The organism is Pseudomonas sp. St386, assembly GCF_018325865.1.
In the GTDB taxonomy this organism is placed as follows: Bacteria; Pseudomonadota; Gammaproteobacteria; order Pseudomonadales; family Pseudomonadaceae; genus Aquipseudomonas; species Aquipseudomonas brassicacearum.
The window spans coordinates 3,650,300-3,670,795 of sequence record NZ_AP021900.1 but is presented as its reverse complement, the minus strand read 5'-3'; the positions used below and the strand labels follow the sequence as shown (position 1 = coordinate 3,670,795).

17 protein-coding genes are annotated in these 20,496 nt (G+C 63.1%); 10 read left to right on the top strand and 7 right to left on the bottom strand.

Features of this window, described 5'->3' with window-relative positions; translation table 11 throughout:
- Positions 1-81: 81 nt before the first annotated feature.
- Positions 82-987, bottom strand: a complete 906-nt coding sequence (locus tag KI235_RS16125) for a LysR substrate-binding domain-containing protein (RefSeq protein ID WP_028236845.1) — start codon at positions 985-987, stop codon at positions 82-84.
- A 157-nt stretch (positions 988-1,144) separates the two neighbouring features.
- Here KI235_RS16125 and KI235_RS16120 point away from each other — a divergent pair, with 157 nt between their 5' ends.
- The 8 genes from KI235_RS16120 to KI235_RS16085 all read left to right on the top strand — a co-directional run bounded on the left by KI235_RS16120 (position 1,145) and on the right by KI235_RS16085 (position 7,388).
- Entirely contained in the window at positions 1,145-2,269 is a 1,125-nt protein-coding gene (locus tag KI235_RS16120) for an FAD-dependent oxidoreductase (protein WP_013693424.1), read from the top strand.
- Entirely contained in the window at positions 2,259-2,588 is a 330-nt protein-coding gene (locus KI235_RS16115; RefSeq protein WP_003202113.1) for a (2Fe-2S)-binding protein, read from the top strand. The genes KI235_RS16120 and KI235_RS16115 overlap by 11 nt, the downstream gene beginning before the upstream one ends.
- Complete coding sequence (locus tag KI235_RS16110) at positions 2,581-3,954, top strand: FAD/NAD(P)-binding oxidoreductase (RefSeq protein WP_027913107.1); 1,374 nt, start codon at positions 2,581-2,583, stop codon at positions 3,952-3,954. Before KI235_RS16115 ends, KI235_RS16110 begins: the two co-directional genes overlap by 8 nt.
- A complete protein-coding gene (locus KI235_RS16105; RefSeq protein ID WP_003202108.1) occupies positions 3,951-4,301 on the top strand; it encodes a RidA family protein in 351 nt (116 codons plus the stop codon). The genes KI235_RS16110 and KI235_RS16105 overlap by 4 nt, the downstream gene beginning before the upstream one ends.
- Before the next feature lie 144 nt (positions 4,302-4,445).
- The gene (locus KI235_RS16100) at positions 4,446-5,228 is read left to right on the top strand and encodes an ABC transporter substrate-binding protein (RefSeq protein WP_003202106.1); all 783 of its coding nucleotides are present in this window, start codon (positions 4,446-4,448) and stop codon (positions 5,226-5,228) included.
- Positions 5,229-5,285: 57 nt separating this feature from the next.
- Complete coding sequence (locus KI235_RS16095) at positions 5,286-5,711, top strand: heme-binding protein (RefSeq protein WP_003202104.1); 426 nt, start codon at positions 5,286-5,288, stop codon at positions 5,709-5,711.
- A 183-nt stretch (positions 5,712-5,894) separates the two neighbouring features.
- The gene (locus tag KI235_RS16090) at positions 5,895-6,731 is read left to right on the top strand and encodes an AraC family transcriptional regulator (RefSeq protein WP_003202102.1); all 837 of its coding nucleotides are present in this window, start codon (positions 5,895-5,897) and stop codon (positions 6,729-6,731) included.
- A 54-nt stretch (positions 6,732-6,785) separates the two neighbouring features.
- On the top strand, positions 6,786-7,388 hold the full coding sequence (locus tag KI235_RS16085; RefSeq protein ID WP_003202101.1) for a LysE family translocator: 603 nt from the start codon (positions 6,786-6,788) through the stop codon (positions 7,386-7,388).
- A gap of 58 nt (positions 7,389-7,446) precedes the next feature.
- Here KI235_RS16085 and aldA read toward each other — a convergent pair whose 3' ends face one another.
- Genes aldA through KI235_RS16065 form a run of 4 tightly spaced genes read right to left on the bottom strand, consistent with a single transcriptional unit; the run spans position 7,447 to position 12,201 of the window.
- Complete coding sequence (gene aldA / locus KI235_RS16080) at positions 7,447-8,880, bottom strand: aldehyde dehydrogenase (protein ID WP_013693422.1); 1,434 nt, start codon at positions 8,878-8,880, stop codon at positions 7,447-7,449.
- 11 nt (positions 8,881-8,891) lie between these two features.
- Positions 8,892-9,692: an HpcH/HpaI aldolase/citrate lyase family protein gene (locus tag KI235_RS16075; protein ID WP_003202095.1), complete on the bottom strand. Its 801-nt coding sequence runs from the start codon at positions 9,690-9,692 to the stop codon at positions 8,892-8,894.
- The gene (rhmD, locus tag KI235_RS16070) at positions 9,689-10,888 is read right to left on the bottom strand and encodes an L-rhamnonate dehydratase (protein WP_003202093.1); all 1,200 of its coding nucleotides are present in this window, start codon (positions 10,886-10,888) and stop codon (positions 9,689-9,691) included. Before rhmD ends, KI235_RS16075 begins: the two co-directional genes overlap by 4 nt.
- Before the next feature lie 17 nt (positions 10,889-10,905).
- Positions 10,906-12,201 (bottom strand): MFS transporter, encoded by a 1,296-nt coding sequence (locus KI235_RS16065; RefSeq protein ID WP_013693421.1) that lies wholly within the window; start codon positions 12,199-12,201, stop codon positions 10,906-10,908.
- A 123-nt stretch (positions 12,202-12,324) separates the two neighbouring features.
- Here KI235_RS16065 and KI235_RS16060 point away from each other — a divergent pair, with 123 nt between their 5' ends.
- Together KI235_RS16060 and KI235_RS16055 are read left to right on the top strand one after the other, a co-directional pair.
- A complete protein-coding gene (locus KI235_RS16060) occupies positions 12,325-13,275 on the top strand; it encodes a LysR family transcriptional regulator (RefSeq protein ID WP_003202090.1) in 951 nt (316 codons plus the stop codon).
- A 132-nt stretch (positions 13,276-13,407) separates the two neighbouring features.
- A complete protein-coding gene (locus tag KI235_RS16055) occupies positions 13,408-18,510 on the top strand; it encodes a DUF6543 domain-containing protein (protein WP_212795155.1) in 5,103 nt (1,700 codons plus the stop codon).
- A gap of 134 nt (positions 18,511-18,644) precedes the next feature.
- On the opposite strand, the gene KI235_RS16050 is transcribed toward KI235_RS16055, so the two are convergent.
- Both KI235_RS16050 and KI235_RS16045 read right to left on the bottom strand, forming a co-directional pair.
- Positions 18,645-19,592 (bottom strand): class I SAM-dependent methyltransferase, encoded by a 948-nt coding sequence (locus KI235_RS16050; RefSeq protein ID WP_003202087.1) that lies wholly within the window; start codon positions 19,590-19,592, stop codon positions 18,645-18,647.
- A 70-nt stretch (positions 19,593-19,662) separates the two neighbouring features.
- A complete protein-coding gene (locus KI235_RS16045) occupies positions 19,663-20,346 on the bottom strand; it encodes a murein L,D-transpeptidase catalytic domain family protein (RefSeq protein ID WP_003202085.1) in 684 nt (227 codons plus the stop codon).
- Between the last annotated feature and the right edge of the window lie 150 nt (positions 20,347-20,496).

The window sequence follows — 20,496 nt, the reverse complement described above, 5'->3', positions numbered from 1 at the left end:
ATTTATTTGTCAACGGTATTGCTGGAAAAATGGCCGATTTATCTGATCAGTGGATCCATTGGTGGGCGATTGGCGGTCACATCAGAACCGATAGGCCGCCGGCACCTGTGCTTCGATGAACCGCTGCATGTGCTCCAGAAAGCTGGCGTGCAGCCTGGAAACCGGCCCTTGGATGGGCAGGAGCATGCTGAAATCCATTTCTATCGCCGGTTCGAAGGCCCGGAAGACGATGCCCTGGCCGCGGTACTCGACGGCACTGATGGCATCCACCAGCGCCACGCCCAGGCCCTGTTCGACAAACGCGCACATGGGCAGCGAGAGTTGGGTTTCCAGGCGTAGTTCGCGGTCCACACCATGGGCGGCGAAGATCGCATCGATGTGCTGGCGCGAGGCAATCGACTGCGGGTAGGAAATGAACGGTTCGCCCTGCAAGTCTTCCGGGCGGATCGTCGCCTGGTTCTGCAAGCGATGGCCGGCGGGCAGGGCGCAGAGCATGCGCGTGGCCAGCAATTTTTCCGCGCGAGGGCTGGGGTACGTATTGGGCAGCACGATCAGGCCCAGGTCGCAGCGCTGGCCCACCACCAGGTCCACGACTTCCCGGGACGAATGCACCACCAGCGATATCTGCACTTGATCGTGTTCGGCCATGAACGCGGCAATTGCCCGGGGCACGAACGACAAACCCATGGCCGGTGCGCAGGCAATGTGCAGTGAACCGCGCTTGAGCGTGCGGATGTCCTGGGCGGTACGCGCAATGCGCTCCACGCCCAACAACGAACGCCGCACTTCCTGATACAGGGTCATGGCCTCGGCAGTGGGTTGCAGTCGCCCTTTGACCCGGTCGAACAGGCTGAAGCCGATGTCCTCTTCCAGGCTGGCGATCAGCCGGGTCGCCGCCGGCTGCGAGATGTGCAGCATTTCGGCGGCCCGGGTCACGGTCTGGCCCAGGATCACGGCGCGAAAGGCTTCCAACTGACGCAGGTTCATAGGCCAATCCAATCCATAACAAAAAGACATGAGGTTGCCAAAATAAAGCATTTTTCAAGGCGTTGTCATGGCCCTAGGATCGAGCGTAACCACTTAATCCAGCCATGGGCCGGCTCTTGATTGAATGAGAAGCGCCGAAAACAGCGATAAGAAAGCCATGCAGAAAACTGATGTCATTGTCGTAGGAGGTGGCCTGGTGGGGATGTCCATCGCCTTTGGGCTGGCCTTGCTCGGGCGCCAGGTGAGCGTGCTCGACGAAGGCGACGACGCCATCCGCGCTGCCCGGGGCAACTTTGGGTTGCTTTGGGTCCAGGGCAAGGGCTACCGGATGAGCCCTTATGCGCAATGGACGCGGGAATCGGTGGCGCTCTGGCCTCGATTCGCTGCGGCGTTGCAAGCCGATACCGGCATCGACGTCCACCTGCGCCAACAGGGTGGCTTCCAGTTGTGCCTGAGCGACGTGGAAATGGCCGAGGAAAGTCATCGGCTGGGTTGGCTGCGTGACGCCTTTGCTGGCGACTACCCCTTTGAACTGCTGGACGCCACGCAACTGCGCGCCCGCTTGCCCGGCATTGGGCCTGATGTAGTGGGCGGCTGTTTTTCGCCCATGGACGGCCACGTCAACCCGCTCAAGCTGCTGCGCTCGCTCTACGCCGCCTGCCAGGCTCGCGGGGTCAAGCTCATCAACGGTCATCACGTCGAGGCTATCGACACGGGCACCAAGGGCTTCGAACTGCGGGCAGGAGAGCAGCGCTGGGCTGCCCGCCAGGTGGTCCTGGCCGCTGGCCTCGGCAATCGGACGCTGGGGGCCAGGGTAGGGTTGGACGTGCCGGTGCAGCCGAACCGTGGGCAGATTCTGGTCACCGAGCGGCTTGAGCCATTTCTGCAGTACCCCACTACGTATGTCCGCCAGACCGACGAGGGCACGCTGCAACTGGGTGATTCCCACGAGTCGACGGGCTTCGATGACGGCACCGGCAGCCAGGTCATGGCGGCTATTGCCCGGCGCGCGGTGCAGTGTTTTCCGCGGTTGGGCCAGGTACGACTGGTGCGGGCCTGGGGGGCGTTGCGGGTGATGAGCGCCGATGGCTTTCCGATCTACGAAATGCCCCAGGGCTGCCCGGGGCTGTCGATTGTCAGCTGCCACAGTGGCGTGACGCTGGCCGCCGCCCACGCCTTGCGCCTGGCGCCCTGGATCGCCGGCGAATTCGATGACCCGGCGGTGAAGCCATTCGGGCTGCACCGTTTCAACCTGCAAACAGAGGTGCGCCATGTCGGCTGACAGTCTGTTCCGGCCACTGGCTTCGGAAGATCACACCGTGCATATCGAATTCGAAGGCAGACTGCTCACGGTACCTGCCGAGGTATCCCTGGCGGCGGCGCTGTTGGCCTGTGGCATTCGCCACACCCGCGAAAGCGCGATCAACGGTCGCCCCGGTGCCCCTTATTGCATGATGGGCGCGTGCTTCGAATGCCTGGTCGAGGTGGACGGACAAGCCAATGCCCAGGCTTGCCTGGTGCCGGTGCGCTCCGGCATGCGCGTGCGTCGCCAACGCGGAGCCGCTTGCCTGGCACCGTGGCAGGAGGGCGGCGATGAGTAATGCAGTCATCGACCTGATCATCATCGGCGCGGGTCCGGCGGGAATGAGCGCTGCGCTCGAAGCCAGGGCCCACGGCCTGTCGGTCGTCGTGCTGGATGAACAGGCCAGCCCGGGTGGGCAGATTTATCGCCAGGTGCTCCAGGCTGACGCGCGCCGACGCGCCGTGTTGGGTGACGACTACGTGGCCGGGGCGAAATTGGCCGCCGACTTTTTGCAATGCGGTGCCCGCTATCTGCCCAACGCAGCCATCTGGCAGGTGACGCCGCAGCGTCAGGTGCACTACCTGTTCGAGGGGCGTGCCGAAGTCTTGCAAGGGCGCCATCTGTTGATTGCCACGGGGGCCTTCGAACGGCCGATGCCGATTCCCGGCTGGACCTTGCCGGGCGTCATGACCGCCGGGGCCGGGCAGATCCTGCTCAAGAGCGCTGCCATGGTGCCGGCCACTCCAGTGGTGCTGGCCGGGTGTGGTCCATTGCTCTACTTGCTGGCGGTGCAATACCTGCGCGCCGGGATCGCGCTTGAAGCCCTGGTGGATACCAGCCATCGAAGCGATCTGCTGCGGGCCTGGCGGCAAGTGCCCAGTGCGCTGCGCGGCTGGCGCGACCTGCTCAAAGGACTGGGGCTGCTGACGGAGCTCAAGCGTGCCGGCGTCCAGCATTTTCGCGGTGCTTGCAACCTGCAGGTTGACGGCACGGATCGGGCCTGCGCCTTGAGCTTCGACAGTCAAGGCCGCTCGCAGCGCATTCGCGCCGATTTGATTCTGTTGCATCAAGGCGTGGTGCCGAACACCCAGGTCAGTTGGTCGTTGCGTCTGGAGCATGACTGGAATGAACAGCAACTGTGCTGGATTACGCGCCGCAATCAATGGGGTGAAAGCAGCGTGCCGGGCATTTTTATCGCCGGTGACGGTGGCGCCATCGGCGGGGCCCAGGTGGCGCAATTGGAGGGGCGCCTGGTCGCGTTGGCAATCGCCGGCCAGCCGGCGCACGCGCGCGCTCTGCAGCGGCTGTTACGCCGCGCCCGCGCCGCACGGCCTCTGCTCGACACCCTGTATCGCCCCCGGTCCCAGAATCGCATCCCTGCTGATGACGTCACGGTGTGCCGCTGCGAAGAGGTCAGTGCTGGCGACATTCGCCGTTACGTCGACCTGGGTTGCCTGGGTCCCAACCAGACCAAGGCCTTCGGCCGTTGCGGCATGGGCCCGTGCCAGGGGCGCCAATGCGGTCTGAGCGTCACTGAAATCATCGCCGAACGCCGCCACGTGCCACCAGCCGAGGTGGGCTATTACCGCATCCGTTCGCCCCTCAAACCCATCACGCTCGCTCAATTGGCCGGCGAGCGTCTTTCCGTCGAGGAACCTTCATGAGTATTCAACGCATCGAAAGCAACCCACGCCTGAGCCGCAGTGTCGTGCACAACGGCGTGGCCTGGCTCAGCGGCGTCGTGGCCACCGATTGCAGTCAGGACATCCAGGGCCAGACCCGTCAGGTGCTGCAGCGGATCGATGAGCTGCTGGCCGCGTCTGGCAGCGACAAGCACAGGCTGCTCAGTGTGCAGATCTGGATGAAGGACATGGGCCGGGATTTCGCCGCGATGAACGCGCTGTGGAGCGAGTGGGTCGATGTCTCGCAGACGCCAGCGCGGGCCACGGCCCAGGTGGCATTCGACGACCCGGAAATTTTGCTGGAGCTGATTGTCACGGCGGCGGTCTGAGGCCGTCGGCCGGATCACCGTTGTGCTGTAACCGGGCAGGCGACCACCAGAGTAACCGCTCGGGCTTGTTCACATTGCTGCTGCCATAACGGACGACTTCTGTGGAGCGTCCGAAATCAATAACATCGCATCTGGAGCAAATGAATGAACGTTAAACGCATCGCCTTGAAACTGGGCCTCGTCTCGCTGCTGGCTTTCGGTACGAGCCTGCAAGCCGCCGAGTCATCGTTGCGCATCGGCATTGAGGCGGCTTATCCGCCTTTTGCCTCGAAAACCCCGGACAACGCCATCGTCGGTTTCGACTACGACATCGGCCAGGCACTTTGCGCCGAGATGAAGGTCCGTTGTGTCTGGCAGGAACAGGAATTCGACGGTTTGATTCCAGCGCTCAAGGTGAAGAAGGTCGACGCGGTGATTTCCTCCATGTCCATCACCCCCGAGCGGTTGAAGTCGGTGGACTTCACCGATCGCTACTACCGCATCCCGGCGCGCCTGGTGTTTCGCAAGGGCAGTGGCATCAACGATATTCCGGCACAACTCAAAGGAAAGCGGATCGGGGTGCAGCGGGCGACCAACTTCGATCGCTATGTCACTGATCGCTTTGCCCCGGCGGGCGCCGAGGTAGTGCGCTATGGTTCGCAAAACGAAATATTCCTCGACCTGCTGGGCGGGCGCCTGGACGCGACCATGGCCAGTTCGGTAGTGATCGACGAGAGCCTGCTCAAGCGTCCAGAGGGCAAGGATTTCGAGTTTGTCGGTCCCAATTTCACCGAGGAACAATACTTCGGCACGGGCATCGGCATTGCGGTACGCAAGAACGATACGCTGGCGAGCCGCTTCAATCAGGCGCTGGCGACCATTCGCGCCAACGGCACTTACGACCGGATTCGCCAGAAGTACTTTGACTTCGATATCTACGGCGAATAATCCTCGGCCCGTGGGTTTTGTCTCGCGGGCTTGCTGTTGTACAACACGGAGTGATTCATGAAGACCAAAGCGGTACTCACTGAGCAGGACGTTGCGCAATTGCTGGTGGCGGCCAAGGAGCTGGCTCACCAGCGTCAATGGGCAGTGTCGGTCTGTGTGGTGGACGACGGTGGTCATCCCCTGGGGCTGCTGCGCCTGGACGATGCCTCGCCGTTGTCGGCCTACATCGCTACCGAAAAAGCCCGCACGGCCGCCATGGGACGGCGTGATAGCAAGGTTTTCGAAGACATGATCAATGGTGGTCGTTACGCGTTTCTCAGCGCTCCGCACCTGCAGGGCATGCTTGAAGGAGGGGTGACCATCCGTCATGACGGCCAGTGCATTGGTGCCATCGGGGTGTCTGGGGTCAAGGCTGAGCAGGATGCTGAATTGGCTCGTTTGGCGGTGGAGACGGTGTTGCCAGCGATCACTCCGGATGCCTGAGGCGGCTATAAACCTGTGGGAGCGAGCTTGCTCGCGATAGCGGTGGATCAGTCACAGATGCATCTACATACCGAACGCCATCGCGAGCAGACCCAAACTCCACAAGGTGTGCACAAATCTTCCAGACACGCTCCTCATCAGCAGTTAATCTGCCAAGAGCACATTCACCAAGCGGGATAGGGCATGACAGCGCGCAACTGGATCGATCTCAAGCAGGACGCCACGTCCGGTATCGAGACCGTGCGCGCGCATTTCGAGGGGCATGCCTATGATCCCCACTGGCATGACACCTATCTGGTGGGCGTGACCGAGCAGGGCGTGCAGCAGTTTCATTGCCGCCGCCAGCAGCACAACAGCACGCCGGGCAAAGTGTTCCTGCTCGAGCCCGGCGAGCTGCATGACGGTAACGCCCCTCACGACCACGGGTTTACCTATCGCACGTTGTACCTGGAGCCTCAATGGCTGGAGCGCGAGTTGCGTTCCTTGTTCGACGTGGCGCCGGACAACGCCCAACTGGGGTTTGCCGCGACCCTGACTGACGATGCGCGGCTGGCGAGTGCCACGGCCATGGCCTTCCAGAGCCTGCACGAGCAGGAGATCCGCATCGTGCGCCAGACGGCCCTCGATACGCTGTTGGCCAACCTGACCCAACACCTGCACTGGCGGACGCGGATCAACCCGGATCCGCGGCTGCCATTGGTGGCGCAGCAGGCCCGGGATTATCTGCACAGTCACCTGAGCGAAGACATCGGGCTGGACGACTTGGCGCAGGTGACCGGCGTGGATCGTTTCCGCCTGACCCGTGCGTTCAAGGCGGCTTTCGGCCTGGCGCCCCATGCCTATCTGATCCAGTTGCGCCTGGCCCGCGCCCGGCGCTTGCTGGCCGGTGGCGAGAGCGTCGTGGCGGTGGCGGCCATGCTCGGTTTTGCCGACCAAAGCCACCTGGGCCGCTGGTTCCAGCGCGCCTATCGCCTGAGCCCGGCGGACTACCGCAAGCGCTGCTCAATTGTTCCAGACTGACCACGGCTTCGTGGGGATGATCAAGCCATCGATCATTCACCGAGATCTTGCTCCATGGACCAGTTACTGCCGTTTGCCTTGTTCGCGTTTGTCGCCTCCATCACCCCGGGCCCGACCAATATCCTGGTGCTGAGCCATAGCTCGCGCTTCGGCCTGGCAACCACTGTGCCGATCATCCTCGGTGCCTGCGCGGCGGCGGCCTTGCTGGTGCTTTTGGTCGGCACCGGGTTGGGAGACGTGCTGGCGCGCCATGCCACGATTCAGACACTGCTCTCATGGGCGGGCATCGCCTGGTTGAGTTGGATGGCCTGGCAGATTTTCAGCGCACCGGCCCAGGCCATCGACCCGGACCGTCCCGTCGAAGGCCCGCGGCTGGGCTTGGCGGGGGCTGCCGGGTTGCAGTTGGTGAACCCGAAAACCTGGATGATGGCGTTGGCGGTGGTCAGCGTCTTCGCGGGGGCGGAGGCCGACCGCACCGTGCGGGTTCTCTGGCTGTCCCTGGCATTCTTCGCCATTTCGATCCCGTGCATGACCGCCTGGGCCTACCTGGGCCGCGGCGCCGCACGGTTCTGCCGCTCCGCCGTGGCGATGGGACGGTTCAATCGGGTCATGGCGGTGATGCTGCTGGTATCGGCGTGGTTGACCTTGGTGGTCTGAGTCTCGAGGGCGCTGGCTCCCGCAGGGGGCGAAGTTCCCCCTGAAGGGCAATCGCCGGTCAGCTTTGCAAGTACACCGCATGGGTATGGGTGTACTCATACAAGCCATGCTTGCCATCGGCCCCGCCAACCCCGGACTTGCGCACTCCGGCATGGAACCCCTGCATGGCTTCGAAGTTTTCGCGGTTGACGTAGGTCTCGCCAAAGTCCAGGCCCCGAATGGCGTGCATGGCGCGTCCCAGGTCCCGGGTATAGACCGAAGAGGTCAGGCCATAGTCGCAGTCGTTGGCCAGGGCGATCGCTTCGTCCAGGTCGTCGACGATCTGGATGGGCAGTACCGGACCGAAGATTTCCTCGCGCATGATGTCCATCGAGGCGTTGCAACCGGCGAGCACGGTGGGTTCGAAGTGGAAACCGTCGGGGCGGTCTGCCACGCGGCCTCCGCTGATCAGGCTGGCACCTTGCTGCAGGGCGATCCGCACTTTGCGCTCGACGCTGTCCAGGCCCTGGCGGTTGATCAAGGGGCCCATCTCGACATCGGGCTCGGCCAGCGGGTCGCCGTAACGGGTGGCGGACATGGCCGCGCTGATGCGTTCGATGAATTGATCGGCGACCTTGCGCTCCACGTAGACCCGCTCGGCACAGTTGCAGACCTGACCGGTGTTGATGATCCGTGAGTCGCGAATTGCCTTGACCGCCAACGCCAGGTCAGCGTCCGCCAAGACAATGGCCGGGGCCTTGCCGCCCAGCTCCAGGTTGAGTTTGGTAATGTTCGTCGCAGCCGCCGTCATGATCCGCGAGCCGGTATCAACGCTGCCGGTAAAGCTGATCATGTCCACGCCTTTGTGGCCGCTCAGGGCCGCGCCCACCTGGCCGTCGCCACACACCACGTTGAATACGCCGGGAGGCAAGTCGGTTTCGGCCACCAACCGGGCGAATTCGAAGCAGTTGTTCGGGGTTTCTTCGCTGGGCTTGATGACGATGGTGTTGCCGGTCAGCAGGGCCGGCGCCATCTTGCGGGCGATCAAAAAGAACGGGAAGTTCCACGGCAGGATGCCCGCGACCACGCCCAAGGGCTTGCGGAACAGGAAGATGTTTTCCCCGGGCCGGTCGCTGGTGATGATTTCGCCTTCGATGCGCCGGGCCCACTCGGCCATGTAGTCAAGGTAGTCGGCGGTGAAGTTCACCTCCACTTCGGCCAGGGCGCTGATCTTGCCTTGTTCCAGGGTGATGGTGCGCGCCAGGTGCGCAACGTTCTCCCGCAGTTTGCTGGCGATGCGCCGCAGGTAACCGGCGCGCTCGATGGCCGGTTTCGCCGACCAGGCTTTCTGCGCAGCGCGGGCGCCAGCCAAGGCCTGATCGACATCGGCGCAAGTGGAGGCCGGGACCCGGGACAGCAATGCGCCGGTGGCCGGGTTGTACACGTCCAGGTGCGCTTCGCTGTGGGTGAACTGGCCGTTGATGAAGTTCTGGAACACAGGAACGGATGACATGACAGGCTCCTTCAGTAAGTGCGCGACGGCACTTGGACGGTGGCAGGTTCGCGATAGCGGGCGAGGGTGGCCTGGGCGCTCTGGCGCAGCAGACTGATGTCGATGGCCACCGCAATGAACTGGCAGCCCCAAGCCTGATAGCGACGCGCATCGGCTTCGTTGGGCGCCAGGATGCCGCAGGCCTTGCCCGCTGCGAGGGTGGCGTCGACCGCGTGCCGGATGCGCTCCTGTACCTCGGGATGTCCCGGGTTGCCTGCATGGCCGAGTCCGATGGACAGGTCGGCGGGGCCGATGAACACCGCGTCCACGCCCTCGACGGCAGCGATCGCTTCGACGTTTTCCACGCCCGTGCGCGATTCCACCTGGACGATCAGGCACAGTTCTTCATGGGCGGTGGTGAGGTAGTTCGCCACACCGTCCCAACGAGTGGCGCGGGTCAGGCCGCCGCCCACACCACGAATACCATGGGGCGGATAACGCATGGCACGCACCAGGGCCTGAGCCTGCTCGGCGGTTTCGACCATGGGAATCATCAGGGTCTGGGCACCGACATCCAGCAACTGCTTGATCAGGTTGGCGTCGCCAGTCACCGCCCGCACCACCGGCGCGGTGGCATAGGGCGCCACGGCCTGGAGCTGGCCGAGTACGCTGGGTACGGTGTTGGGTGCGTGTTCGCCATCGATCAGCATCCAGTCGTAACCGGTGCCGGCGATGATCTCGGCGGCATAGCCGGTGGCGAAACCGGCCCAGATACCGTATTGGGTTTGTGTTGAGCTGAGCGCGGCCTTGAAGGCGTTGCGGGGCATGTTCATGGCGTGCTCCTTTCGCGGTGATAAGGTCGGTGCAACTGGCAATCCGGATTGAGCGTCACGCCGAAGCCAGGCTGGTCAAGGACCGACAGGCGCATGCGGCCTTCCACCGGCACCGGTTCGCCCAGCAGTTGCGGATGGAACATCGGCACCACTTCGTCGGCCTTGGGCGCCATCATCAGGAATTCGGCGAATGGGCTGTTATGCCGGGTGGCGACGAAGTGATAGCTGTAGACCGAGGAGCCGTGGGGAATCACCAGCGCGTTGTGGGCGTCGGCCAGGGCCGAGATCTTCACCAGTTCGGTGAGGCCGCCACACCAGCCAACGTCCGGCTGGATGATGTCGCAGCAACCCATCTCCAGCAGCATGCGAAAGCCCCAACGGGTGGCCTCATGCTCACCGGTGGTCACCAGCATGCCCTTGGGCACGTTGTTGCGCAGCGCGGCGTAGCCCCAGTAGTCGTCGGGCGGCAACGCCTCTTCGATCCACTTCAAACCGTGCTCGTGGGCGCCGATCGCGAGCCGGGTGGCGTAGTTGAGGTCCAGGCTCATCCAGCAATCGAGCATCAGCCAGAAATCGGGGCCGACCCGCTCGCGCATGGTTGCCAGGGCTTCGAGATTCTTGCGCAGGCCTTCCTCGCCTTCGGCCGGGCCATGATGCAAAGGCATCTTGCCGCCGATGAAACCCATTTTCTGCGCCAGGTCCGGCCGTGCGCCGGTGGCATAGAACTGCAATTCATCACGCACCGCGCCGCCGAGCAGTTGATGCACCGGCTCCTGGCGGATCTTGCCGAGCAAGTCCCAGAGCGCCAGGTCCACGCCGGAAATCGTGTTGATCACCAGGCCCTTGCGACCGTAGTAGAGCGTCGACTGGTACATCTGGTCCCAGATCTTCTCGATGTCGGTCACCCGGGCGCCTTCGACGAATCGTGCCAAGTGCTTTTCAACGATGTACGCCGCGGGCTCGCCACCGGTGGTCACGGCGAACCCGACGGTGCCATCGCTGGCTTCGATTTCCACCACCAGGGTACCGAGCACATTGATGCCGAAACTGCGGCGGCTCTGGCGGTAGTCCGGGTACTTGCTCATGGGCGTGGCGATGTGATCGTCGATCCAGTGGCCATCGGCCTGATCGTGATAATCGGCGCCGCCGCCTCGAAGCACGAAGGCGCGAACGTGTTTGATTGTGGGAATACCCATGTATGCAGCTCCTTGAGTTAAACAGTGGCGGGCGTCTTCGAAGCACGTTGGCCGGGCGAGTGGATACCCAGCACCAGCAACGCGGCGATAACGGTGGTAACAGAGAGCAGGTAGAGGCCCGCGGCGGGGGAGTGGAAGGCGCCTTCGGCCCAATTCTTCAGCACCGGGGCGATAAAGCCGCCGAGGGCGCCAAAGGAATTGATCAACGCGATACCCGCTGCTGCCGCGCTGCCGGCCAGGTAGCTGGACGGAAAGGTCCAGAACACCGGCTGCACGGCGATGAAGCCGGAAGCGGCGAAGCACAGGGCGATGATTCCCAGCAATGGGCTGGACACACTCACCGAGCAGGCGATCCCGACGGCCGCCATCAGCAGGGTCAGCGCGGCGGTACGGCGGCGCTGGCCGGTGCGGTCGCTGTAACCGGGAATCAGGTAGGCCGCGCACAGGGCGCAGATCCACGGAATTGCCGTGACCAGCCCCACCATCAGCCCGACCTTGCTGCCCAACAGACCGCCGACCTGGGTCGGCAGGTAAAACACCACGCCATAGACGCTGGCCTGGATGAGCAGGTAAATCAGGCACAGGTACAACACAGAAGGCTGGCACAGCACGCTGAGCAGGCTGCGGCCGTGGGATTGTTTGTGCTGGTCCTCGGCATCGAGCAACGCCTGGACCTGCCGGCGTTCTTCGACCGTCAACCATTTAGCATCGGCGGGGCGGTTGTCCAGGTACCAATAGGCCCAGATGCCCACAGCCGAAGCCATCAGGCCTTCAACGGCGAACAACCACTGCCAGCCGTGGACACCGACAAAACCGTCCAGCTCCAACAACAGGCCCGACAGCGGGCTGCCGAAGATGAACGCCAGCGGCGCGCCGAAGTAGAAGAAGCCCATGGCCTTGCCCCGGGCCGCCGAGGGGAACCAATAGGTGAGGTAGAGGATGACACCGGGAAAGAACCCGGCTTCGGCCACGCCCAGCAAGAAGCGCAGCACGTAGAAACTCGTTTCGTTGTGGGCAAAGACCATGGCCGCCGACACCAGGCCCCAGGTCACCATGATCCGGCACATCCACAACCGGGCACCGACGCGGTGCAGGATCAGGTTGCTCGGCACCTCCAACAAGGCGTAGCCGGCAAAGAACACCCCGGCGCCAAAGGCGAACGCTGCATCGCCGATACCGGTGTCGGCCTGGAAGGCTTGCTTGGCGAACCCGACGTTGGCGCGGTCGAGAAAGGCCATGATGTACATCAGCAACAGGAAGGGCAGCAGGTGCCAGGAAATCTTGGCCAGCACAGACGCAGGAAGAGTCTTCATCGCGGGGTTCCTTTAGCAGGTATTTGTTCTTATGGGCTGGACTGTACGGCCGGCTAACGATGCGTTACAAATCGAATCTCGCTAACAAGCGATACCCTCAAGGTATCGATAAAGAGGCCCTCGATGACCCATCCCGTGCTGTCCCGCAGCCTGTTCAACCGCCTGCGTTATAAACATCTGCACATGCTGGTGGCCCTGAGTGCCAGCCAGAACCTGCATCGCGCCTCCCAGAGCCTGAACATGTCGCAACCGGCGGCGACCCGGATGCTGCACGAGATCGAGGACATGTTCGGTTGCGACCTGTTCGAGCGCCTGCCCCGGGGCATGCGCCCGACTGCCTTGGGCCAGGAACTGATCCGCTTCGCCGAGTTGGCCCTCAGTGGCCTGGACCGCTGCGCCGAAGACCTGCTGGCGCGTCAGCAGGGCGGTTACGGCTATCTGTCGATCGGCACCATCATGGGCGCCGCACCGGACCTGGTGATGGACTCCATCGCACGCATCAAGGCCCTCAACCCACAACTGCGGATCCGCATCATGGGCGACACCAGCGACCAGGTGATCCAGTTGTTGGAACAGGGCCGTATCGACCTGGCCATCGCCCGACGCAACGCGGCCACCGACAGCGAGCACTACGAGTTCGAACAGTTGGGCAACGAACGTTTGCTGGTAGTGGTCCACGCCGGCCATCCCCTGGCGCGACGCAAGAAACTGGCGCTGGCCGAACTGGTCAGCGACTGGCCGTGGATCCTGCAACCGGAAACCAGCCCGGCGCGCATCGGCCTCGATCAGGCGTTGCAACGCCTGGCGCTGCCAACGCCGGCGGACATCATCGAGTGCAGCTCGGTGTATTCCATGCAGCAACTGATTCAACTGACCGACGCGATCATGGTGCTCTCGGAAACCGCCTTGCGCGATTACCTGAAGATGGGCCTGGTGGTGGCGTTGCCGGTGGCGCTCGATGTGCAACTGGCGCCGTTCGGGTTACTGCGCCGCAAGGGTGAACCGGTGAGCCGGGAGTTGGGACTGTTCATCGATTTGCTGCGCAGCAAGGCAAACGGGCGAGCGGGGGACTGATTGGGACCGCAACCCCTTGCAACGGTTGGGCGGTTTCAAAAAGCGCTTGTTTTCGCGAGCATCGCAGGCACATCAATTCAGTGTGCCTCAGCATCTCCAATGCTCAATCGACCCCAAGGAAGGAGGTCCATCATGTCCACTCAAGATACCCATGTCGATTTTATCCAGGCCAGGTTGCCCACCTGGCTGAAACGCGCGTCACGGGCCGACCAGGAGCGTTTCAAGGTCCTTGCCCAGCAACTGCAGCGTGACAGTGATGCGCTCAATGCACTGCTTGTCGACCTGCCGGCGCCGGAGACCTTCACGCGCAACTTGCTGCAAGCCCAGCCGGAAATACAGGCCTGGCCAGCGGTGAATGGCACCGGCGGTGCTGCCGATGCCATACGCCGGGCAAGGGTCAGGCGCGGCGCCTTCCGCTATGAGCCCTCGCTGTCAGTGGTGGAAGCGGCCATGCGCAATTACGCGCCCACCGAGGCGGTCACCGGCAGCGATTTCGACAACACGGGCCAGCTGTTCATTCAGGGAAAACCGCAAGAGTTCCGCCCATGGAACGTGCCGTCGGATACCGTCTTATTACCCACGACCCCGGCTGAATTCGCCCGCCTGTGTCGGCGCATGGATGCCGGTGGCGCCTACCGCACGGTGCTTGAACGGCGGTTGCCGCGCATCGGCGCCGAGGTGCCTGCCGTTGCCAGCGCCTACATGGCGTACGCACGCAGCCTGCTCACCCATGACGCCTACGAGGCAAAGTTGGACGGGCGCCTCGATGAAACCGGTGAGCGCCTGCTGGCCTACGCCGGCATTCAACTCCAAGCCCGGTCCATTGCGCCTTTGGCCTGCGAGGTCAAGTCGCTGGAGCTGCTGTCCGTGCCGCTGTTCGGTGCGCGGGTGTATTGGGGCGTGCAAGGGGACGCCAGAGGTGTGCGCCCGATCGTCCTGCACATGCCCCATGATGCGGTGGCACCGCTCAAGCAATTCACCAGTTTGCAGGCCATGTCTGCGGAGTTGACCGAGCGGGTACGTAGACGTAGCTATCGAGAAAGCCTGATGCGCTACCTGCCGCTGCGTTTGCAGGCCTGGCTGGGGACGGCCCTGCATGATCAAGTGGAGTGGCGGCTGGAGACTCACCCAAATGTGCTACAGGAAATCCATGCCCGTATCACGGGGTGGCGCGAAGGCGAACGGGGCGAGGACGGCAGCCGCATTCGGATACCCATGCCCAAGGTGGCCTGGGGCTTGAGTGATTTGCGTGAGCCACCTTGGCCAGCCGGCTATCACGAATGGCGTGGCCATGCCTTGGCCAACGCCGCGGCGCTGATGGTCCCGACCCGGGACCAGGACTGGCAGGCGCTGCAGGCTCGCTTCGCGTATTGGGAAAGCCTTGTCGAGCGCACGCTCATGCTCGCGGCGACCTTCTTCCCGTTCTGCGCGCCCCTCGGCATGACGGCGGCAGCGGTCGGGGGCGTGCGGCTGGTGTATGAAATCTTCGAAGGTATCCAGGCCTTCAACGAAGGGCACGCCCAGGAAGGCATCGAACATATCTTCAACGTGTTGTTCGGCGTTGCTCAAGGTGCCTACCTGGGGTTCGTCGGCGGGACGGTGGAACCCATGCCCGTGAGTGACGGCACCACGCGCCTGTGGAATGGCGATGTCAGGCCTTTTGAAGCGAGACACTTTCCACCTGTGGAAGCGGAGCAAGACGCCTGGGGTGTCTGGCGCACGCCAAACGAGGCGTGGGTGCGAATCGAGGACCGCTACTTCCAAGTCCAAGGCACGGGCGATGCCTTGGACCTGCGCCTGCCTGCGGGACATAAAGGCGTGCGCCCACCCCTGGAGTGGAGTCGTGCCCGTGGCTGGCGATGGGCGCATCGCAACCCCTTGCAACGGGGCCGCCTGGAGCTGTTGCGCAACTTCGCCGAGACGCCGGCCGAGCTGGACGACAGGACGATCCTCGTTATGCAGCGGCAGGTCGGCATCAGCGACGCGCATCTGCGCTACTTGCAAGTAGAGGGGCAGCCGATGCCGGCGATACTCGCCAATACCCTGGACGAGGTCAGGTGTTGGCAGCAGGTGCGGTACACCATTGAACGGTTGCTGCGTAATGAAACGCCGCAAAGCGGGCACTTTCGCATCGTCCAGACGATTGTGGAGTTGCCGGGTTGGCCAAGCGACCTGACGTTGCGCTACCACGACGGCGTGGCCCTTCATCCCATTGGTGACCTGGCCGACACGCGCTCGCTCTATCTACGCAAAGCGGACCTGGAACACGACGCGTGGGCCGAGCGTGTCCTGGCTGGCCTGAGCACGGCTGAACAGACCTCGCTGCTGGGCCAAGGCAGTCTCGGCTTGCCGCCCGTGGAGCGCAGTCGGCTGTTGGCCGGGCACTGGGCCAGGCATCTGCAGCGCAATACACGGCGGGTGATCGACGCCATGCTCCGTACCATCGGGCTAGATCCCCTGGCCGTCCCACTGGTCCGGGCTTTTCCGGGCTTGCCACAATCCATGGCCAACGAGCTAGCCAGCCAGGCCATCGGCCAGGACCGCGTGCGCCTGACTGAGGGCCGGGTGGGAGAAGGCTTGGGCAGTCAATGCGCCGAAGCCCTGCGCGAGCTGCGCCTGAGCCGTGCCTTGCGTGCCCTGGAACGCGGTGAGAGCAGCGTTGATCGGGATCGCATCATCATGGGGCTGGTGGGTAGCGCTCCCCAATTGCAAGGCCGGGTGCGCCTGCGCCTGTTTCTGCGCGAGCTTGCGAATCCGCTGGAGGTGGGGGAAACCGGGCCGTTGAAAATCATCCGCCAGGAAGGCGAACTGTACCGCTCCTTTGACGAAGAGGGGCATGAACTGGCCGATGCCCTGGACCTGGAAGCGGCGTTGCTCAGAGCGCTGCCGGACGACGCTCGCCGGGCGCTGGGCTTGAACATCTGGCAGGGCGACACCCTGCGGACCTGGTTGCTCGCACAAGCCCTTGACGATCGGCCAGGCCTGCGTCCCTATTTGCTGATAAAACCCTTGGGCACCCGTGGCGCCCGTCCGCAATGGCTGAACGGGCGCTTGGGTTATCCGTTCAGCGGGCGTGGACGGCTTCCCTTGCAGGTTTGGAGTGGAAGCCTGGAAGCGCGTCTTGAGCGACTCTATCCAAGCTATGCCGGGAGTGAACTGGCGCGGCTTCAAGAGACCCTGGCCAGACAAGCCAGTCGCCAGCGCCTGAGCCTGGAGAACCTGGTCGCCCAACTGGAAAACCAATGGACCGCACTGGATCATGAGCTGCGTCAGTGGGAGGTCCATGAGGGCGCTCATCATCCGGCCGAGAACAGCCTCGACACCGAGACACGGCTCTCGCTGCGCCGGGCCGTAGCCGCGGAAATTCGCCGCGCCTGGCGACGCGCACCGGATCCAGGTCAAGAGGGCAGTGAGCTGGCATTGCGGCTGGTGGGGTACAACATCGGTCGTCTGCCGCCGATCAGCACGAGTTTTGAACATATAGAAGAGTTGTTTCTGGTGAACATGGGCCTGAGCGAGGACCCTTCGACGTTCCTGCGGCTGTTCCCCAACATGGACACGCTGCACCTGCAAGGCAACAACCTCACCGCGGTGCCCATGGCCGCGGGCGAGCTGCCCGGGCTGATAGAGCTGTCACTGAGCAACAATCCGCTCATGATGGACGAGGATGTCTTTGCGCCCCTGCTCGGTGCCGGTTCTGCGCTTCATTTACGAACGCTGCACCTGTCTGGAATCAGCAGCGGCGGGGAGGCGGGGGCCAGTGCAGCCATGGTCGCCGCTATCGACCGCCTGGACGGATTGATCTCCCTGCGTGAGCTGGTATGGGCTGACAACTTGCATTTCACCCGCCAGGAGCTGCAGGCCATCACCGCGTTACCCGGGTTGCGTACATTGGACCTGGCGCGCTGTGGTCTGCGCCTGGATCAGCAGGGCAGTGCGTTCCTGCGCACGGCCGTCGGCCTGGAGGAACTGCGCCTGAGCGGTAACAACTGCCGGGACCTGCCGGATTTGTCGGAGCTTGTGAACCTGCAGGAACTGGAGCTTTCCAGTACCGGGCTTGATCGAGTGCCGGCACTGGTTTTGACGGTGTTATCGAGACCTTCATCCGACATGCTCATTCTCGACCTCAGGGAAAACCGTATCGCCAACATCCAGGATGACCTGCTGCCTGCCCTGGTCCGGTGGCCGAGGGAAGATCCCGTTGGGCTGTGGCTGGAGGATAATCCGTTGCCAAGCGCACAAATCCAGGCCCTTCGCGCAATGGTGCCCGAGGCTTTTCGCTACACCATCGACGATTGGCTGTATATCTCCCCCAGCCTTCAGCGGGCCTTGGAAGTTGCCCGCGATAACGCCGGAAACCGACGGTTCATCGATTGGTTCTCCGGCGCTATGCAGGAAGCCGATGCCCGTTCGTCTCTCGGGCTGAGCTTTGGCGATCGCCAGAGGGCGGCGGCTATTTTGCAGCACTATATCGGCTACCAGAACGCTCATGCGCCCTTGCCGGACTTGATCGCGGATTTCGATCAGCAACTGGGGCAACTGCGCGTGCGGCTGCAAGCGCGCAGTCTGGACCGGCAACAGCCAGACCTTGCTGAGCTGGAACTGCATTTCACGATGTTCGAAGCACTCCAGCGTGCTCGCCTCGAACGGCAGGGTGTACCTTTTGGAGGCTTCCTTATCGAGCACTACGCCTTTTGGAACCACATGCTGGCGGAGCGTTATCCGAACATCGAGCAGCGCCAGGCGCATATGACGCGGGCGGCGTTCATCGACTGGCTCTGCGACGCGCAGGACACTTTCAACAACAATGATCAATCCCCCCGTACCGGAGAAATGACCTGGCGTCCCTACCTGGGGTTGATGTCTCGCGACTGGTCCGAAGGGTTGGCGGTCTGGGAAACGGTCGATGACGATTTGGTGGATGCGTTCAGTGAACCGGTGAATCCATCCCGTTGGCCCCGGGTGCTGCTGGATAACCTGGCGCGACCGGATGCCGACCTGCCCAGCCCACTGGAGTCCTTCACGCAGGGCGACCGTACTGTCTGGCGCCGCACAGGACTCGAGGCCGTCGCGGATGTGAATTGGACTGCGGGCCAGCCGGTGACGCTCACCGAAGATCAGTTGCGACGTACCATGGCGATCTATCGCTCGCTCAAGAGCCGGGAGGTCGAGGCGCTGGTGCGTCGGATAACGACTGAGCTGGTCAGCGCCTGGTGGACGTCGGGAACGTTGTAGGAGCTGCCGGAGGCTGTGATCTTTTGATCTTTCGCTTGGGACTCAGGTGTCTGGGGAAAGATCGCAGCCTCGTTTCACTCGACAGCTCCTACACAGCTCCTACACAGGTGCTGTGGGCCTGGTGGCGTCGCAGGTCAGTGGCCAGGCGTCGTCTTGAAGACCAGGGCCTTGAGGCCACACTCCAGATCGATGTCGGGAAATTCCGGCGGATTTTCCAGGCGTTTCTCGAAGACCAGCCCCGGCGCTTGCTGGGTAACGCCGTCGATGAGGAAATCCGCGCCGGTGGCCGGGTCGTTGCTGCAGGCCAGGACTGTGCCGTGGGCCGTCAGCAGTTCCGGCAGGCGGCGCAATACCCGTTGATAGTCCTTGGTCAGCAGGAAGCTGCCTTTCTGGAAGGTCGGCGGATCGATGATCACCAGGTCGTACGGGCCACTGTTGATCACCTTGCCCCAGGACTTGAACAAGTCGTGGCCGAGGAAACTCACCTGGCTCAGGTCGTGGCCGTTCAGTCGATGGTTGTCGCGACCTCGGCTCAGGGCCGCACGGGACATGTCCAGATTGACCACATGCCGGGCGCCGCCGGCGATTGCCGCCACCGAGAAGCCACAGGTGTAGGCGAACAGGTTCAGTACCCGTTTGCCCTCGGCGTTGGCCCGGACCCAGTCGCGGCCATAGCGCATGTCGAGGAACAGGCCGTTGTTCTGCTTCTTACCCAGGTCGATCCGGTAACGCAGGCCACCTTCGGTCAGGGTCCATTCGTCAATGGGCTCGCCCACCAGCCATTGGGTGAGGCTTTGCGGCAGGTAGCGGTGCTGTACCGCCAGCGTATGGGCCTTGCTGTGTTGCCAGGCTGGCGACGCAGTGAGCGCCAGCAGTGTCGCGATCAAATCGTCCAGGTGCGTGGGTTCCGGCTCCTTGAACAGCGAGACCAGCACCAACCCTTGCAACCAGTCGACAGTGATTTGCTCCAGGCCCGGCCAGCAGCGACCGCGGCCATGGAACAGGCGCCGGGTTTCTTCTGGCGCCGACTCCAGGGCTGTCAGCAAATGGGCGTGAAGGGTTTGAAGGGCTACGCAATTCATTCAGGCAACGCCAGGGATTTGAAAGGCCGGCATTTTAACCGCAGGCTACCCCGGCGCAATCCCTGCCACCTTAACTGCCACTGCTGCCAAGAATGCTGGCAACCTGTTGCGGCTGGCAGTTGAGGTACGCCGAACGCTTGAGCCAACTGGGGTCCGGGTACCAGGAAAACATGAATTGACCGCCCTTGAGCTTGTCGATCACCTGGCGCGCTACCTGGGGACGTACGGCAGGGCAGCCCTGGCTGCGCCCGATGCGTCCCTGGCGCACGCTCCACAACGGGTTCACGTAATCGGCGGCATGGATCACGATTGCCCGATCACGGGCCTGGTCATTGAAACCGGGCTCCAGGCCGTCCATGCGCAGCGAATAGCCGTGGGTGCCCTGGTAGCTTTCCTGGGTGCGAAACAGACCCAGGCTGGATTGGTAGCTGCCCAGGCGATTGGAGAATTGCGTCGCGAAGTTTTCCCCGGATTTTTGCCCGTGGGCCACCAGGTCGCGCAATACCAGCTTCTGCTGACGCAGGTCGAAGATCCACAGGCGACGGGCCGTGGAGGGTTGCGAGTAGTCGATGACCGCCAGGTGGCGGGCTTGGCTGGCGCCATTGGCGACTGCGCATTGCATGGCGCTCAAGGCACTTTTGAGCGCCAGGGGATTGAGTTCCGGCGCTGCGTGGGCGAGGCTGTTGTAGAGCGTTTGCGAATTCGTCTTCTTTTCGGCCAGTGCCGGGCTGCAAATCACGCCCAGGCCCAGCATGACCAGACAGAATCGGCGCAAAAAGCCCTGTACAGGCGAAGCGTTTCCAGCGTGGTGTTCGTTCGCGGCATCCCGTCCGATTTCGTTTGTTTGCATGATGGCGGGTCGTACCTGTCGCAAAATTTACCGTCAGCGAGACGGCCATGGAGT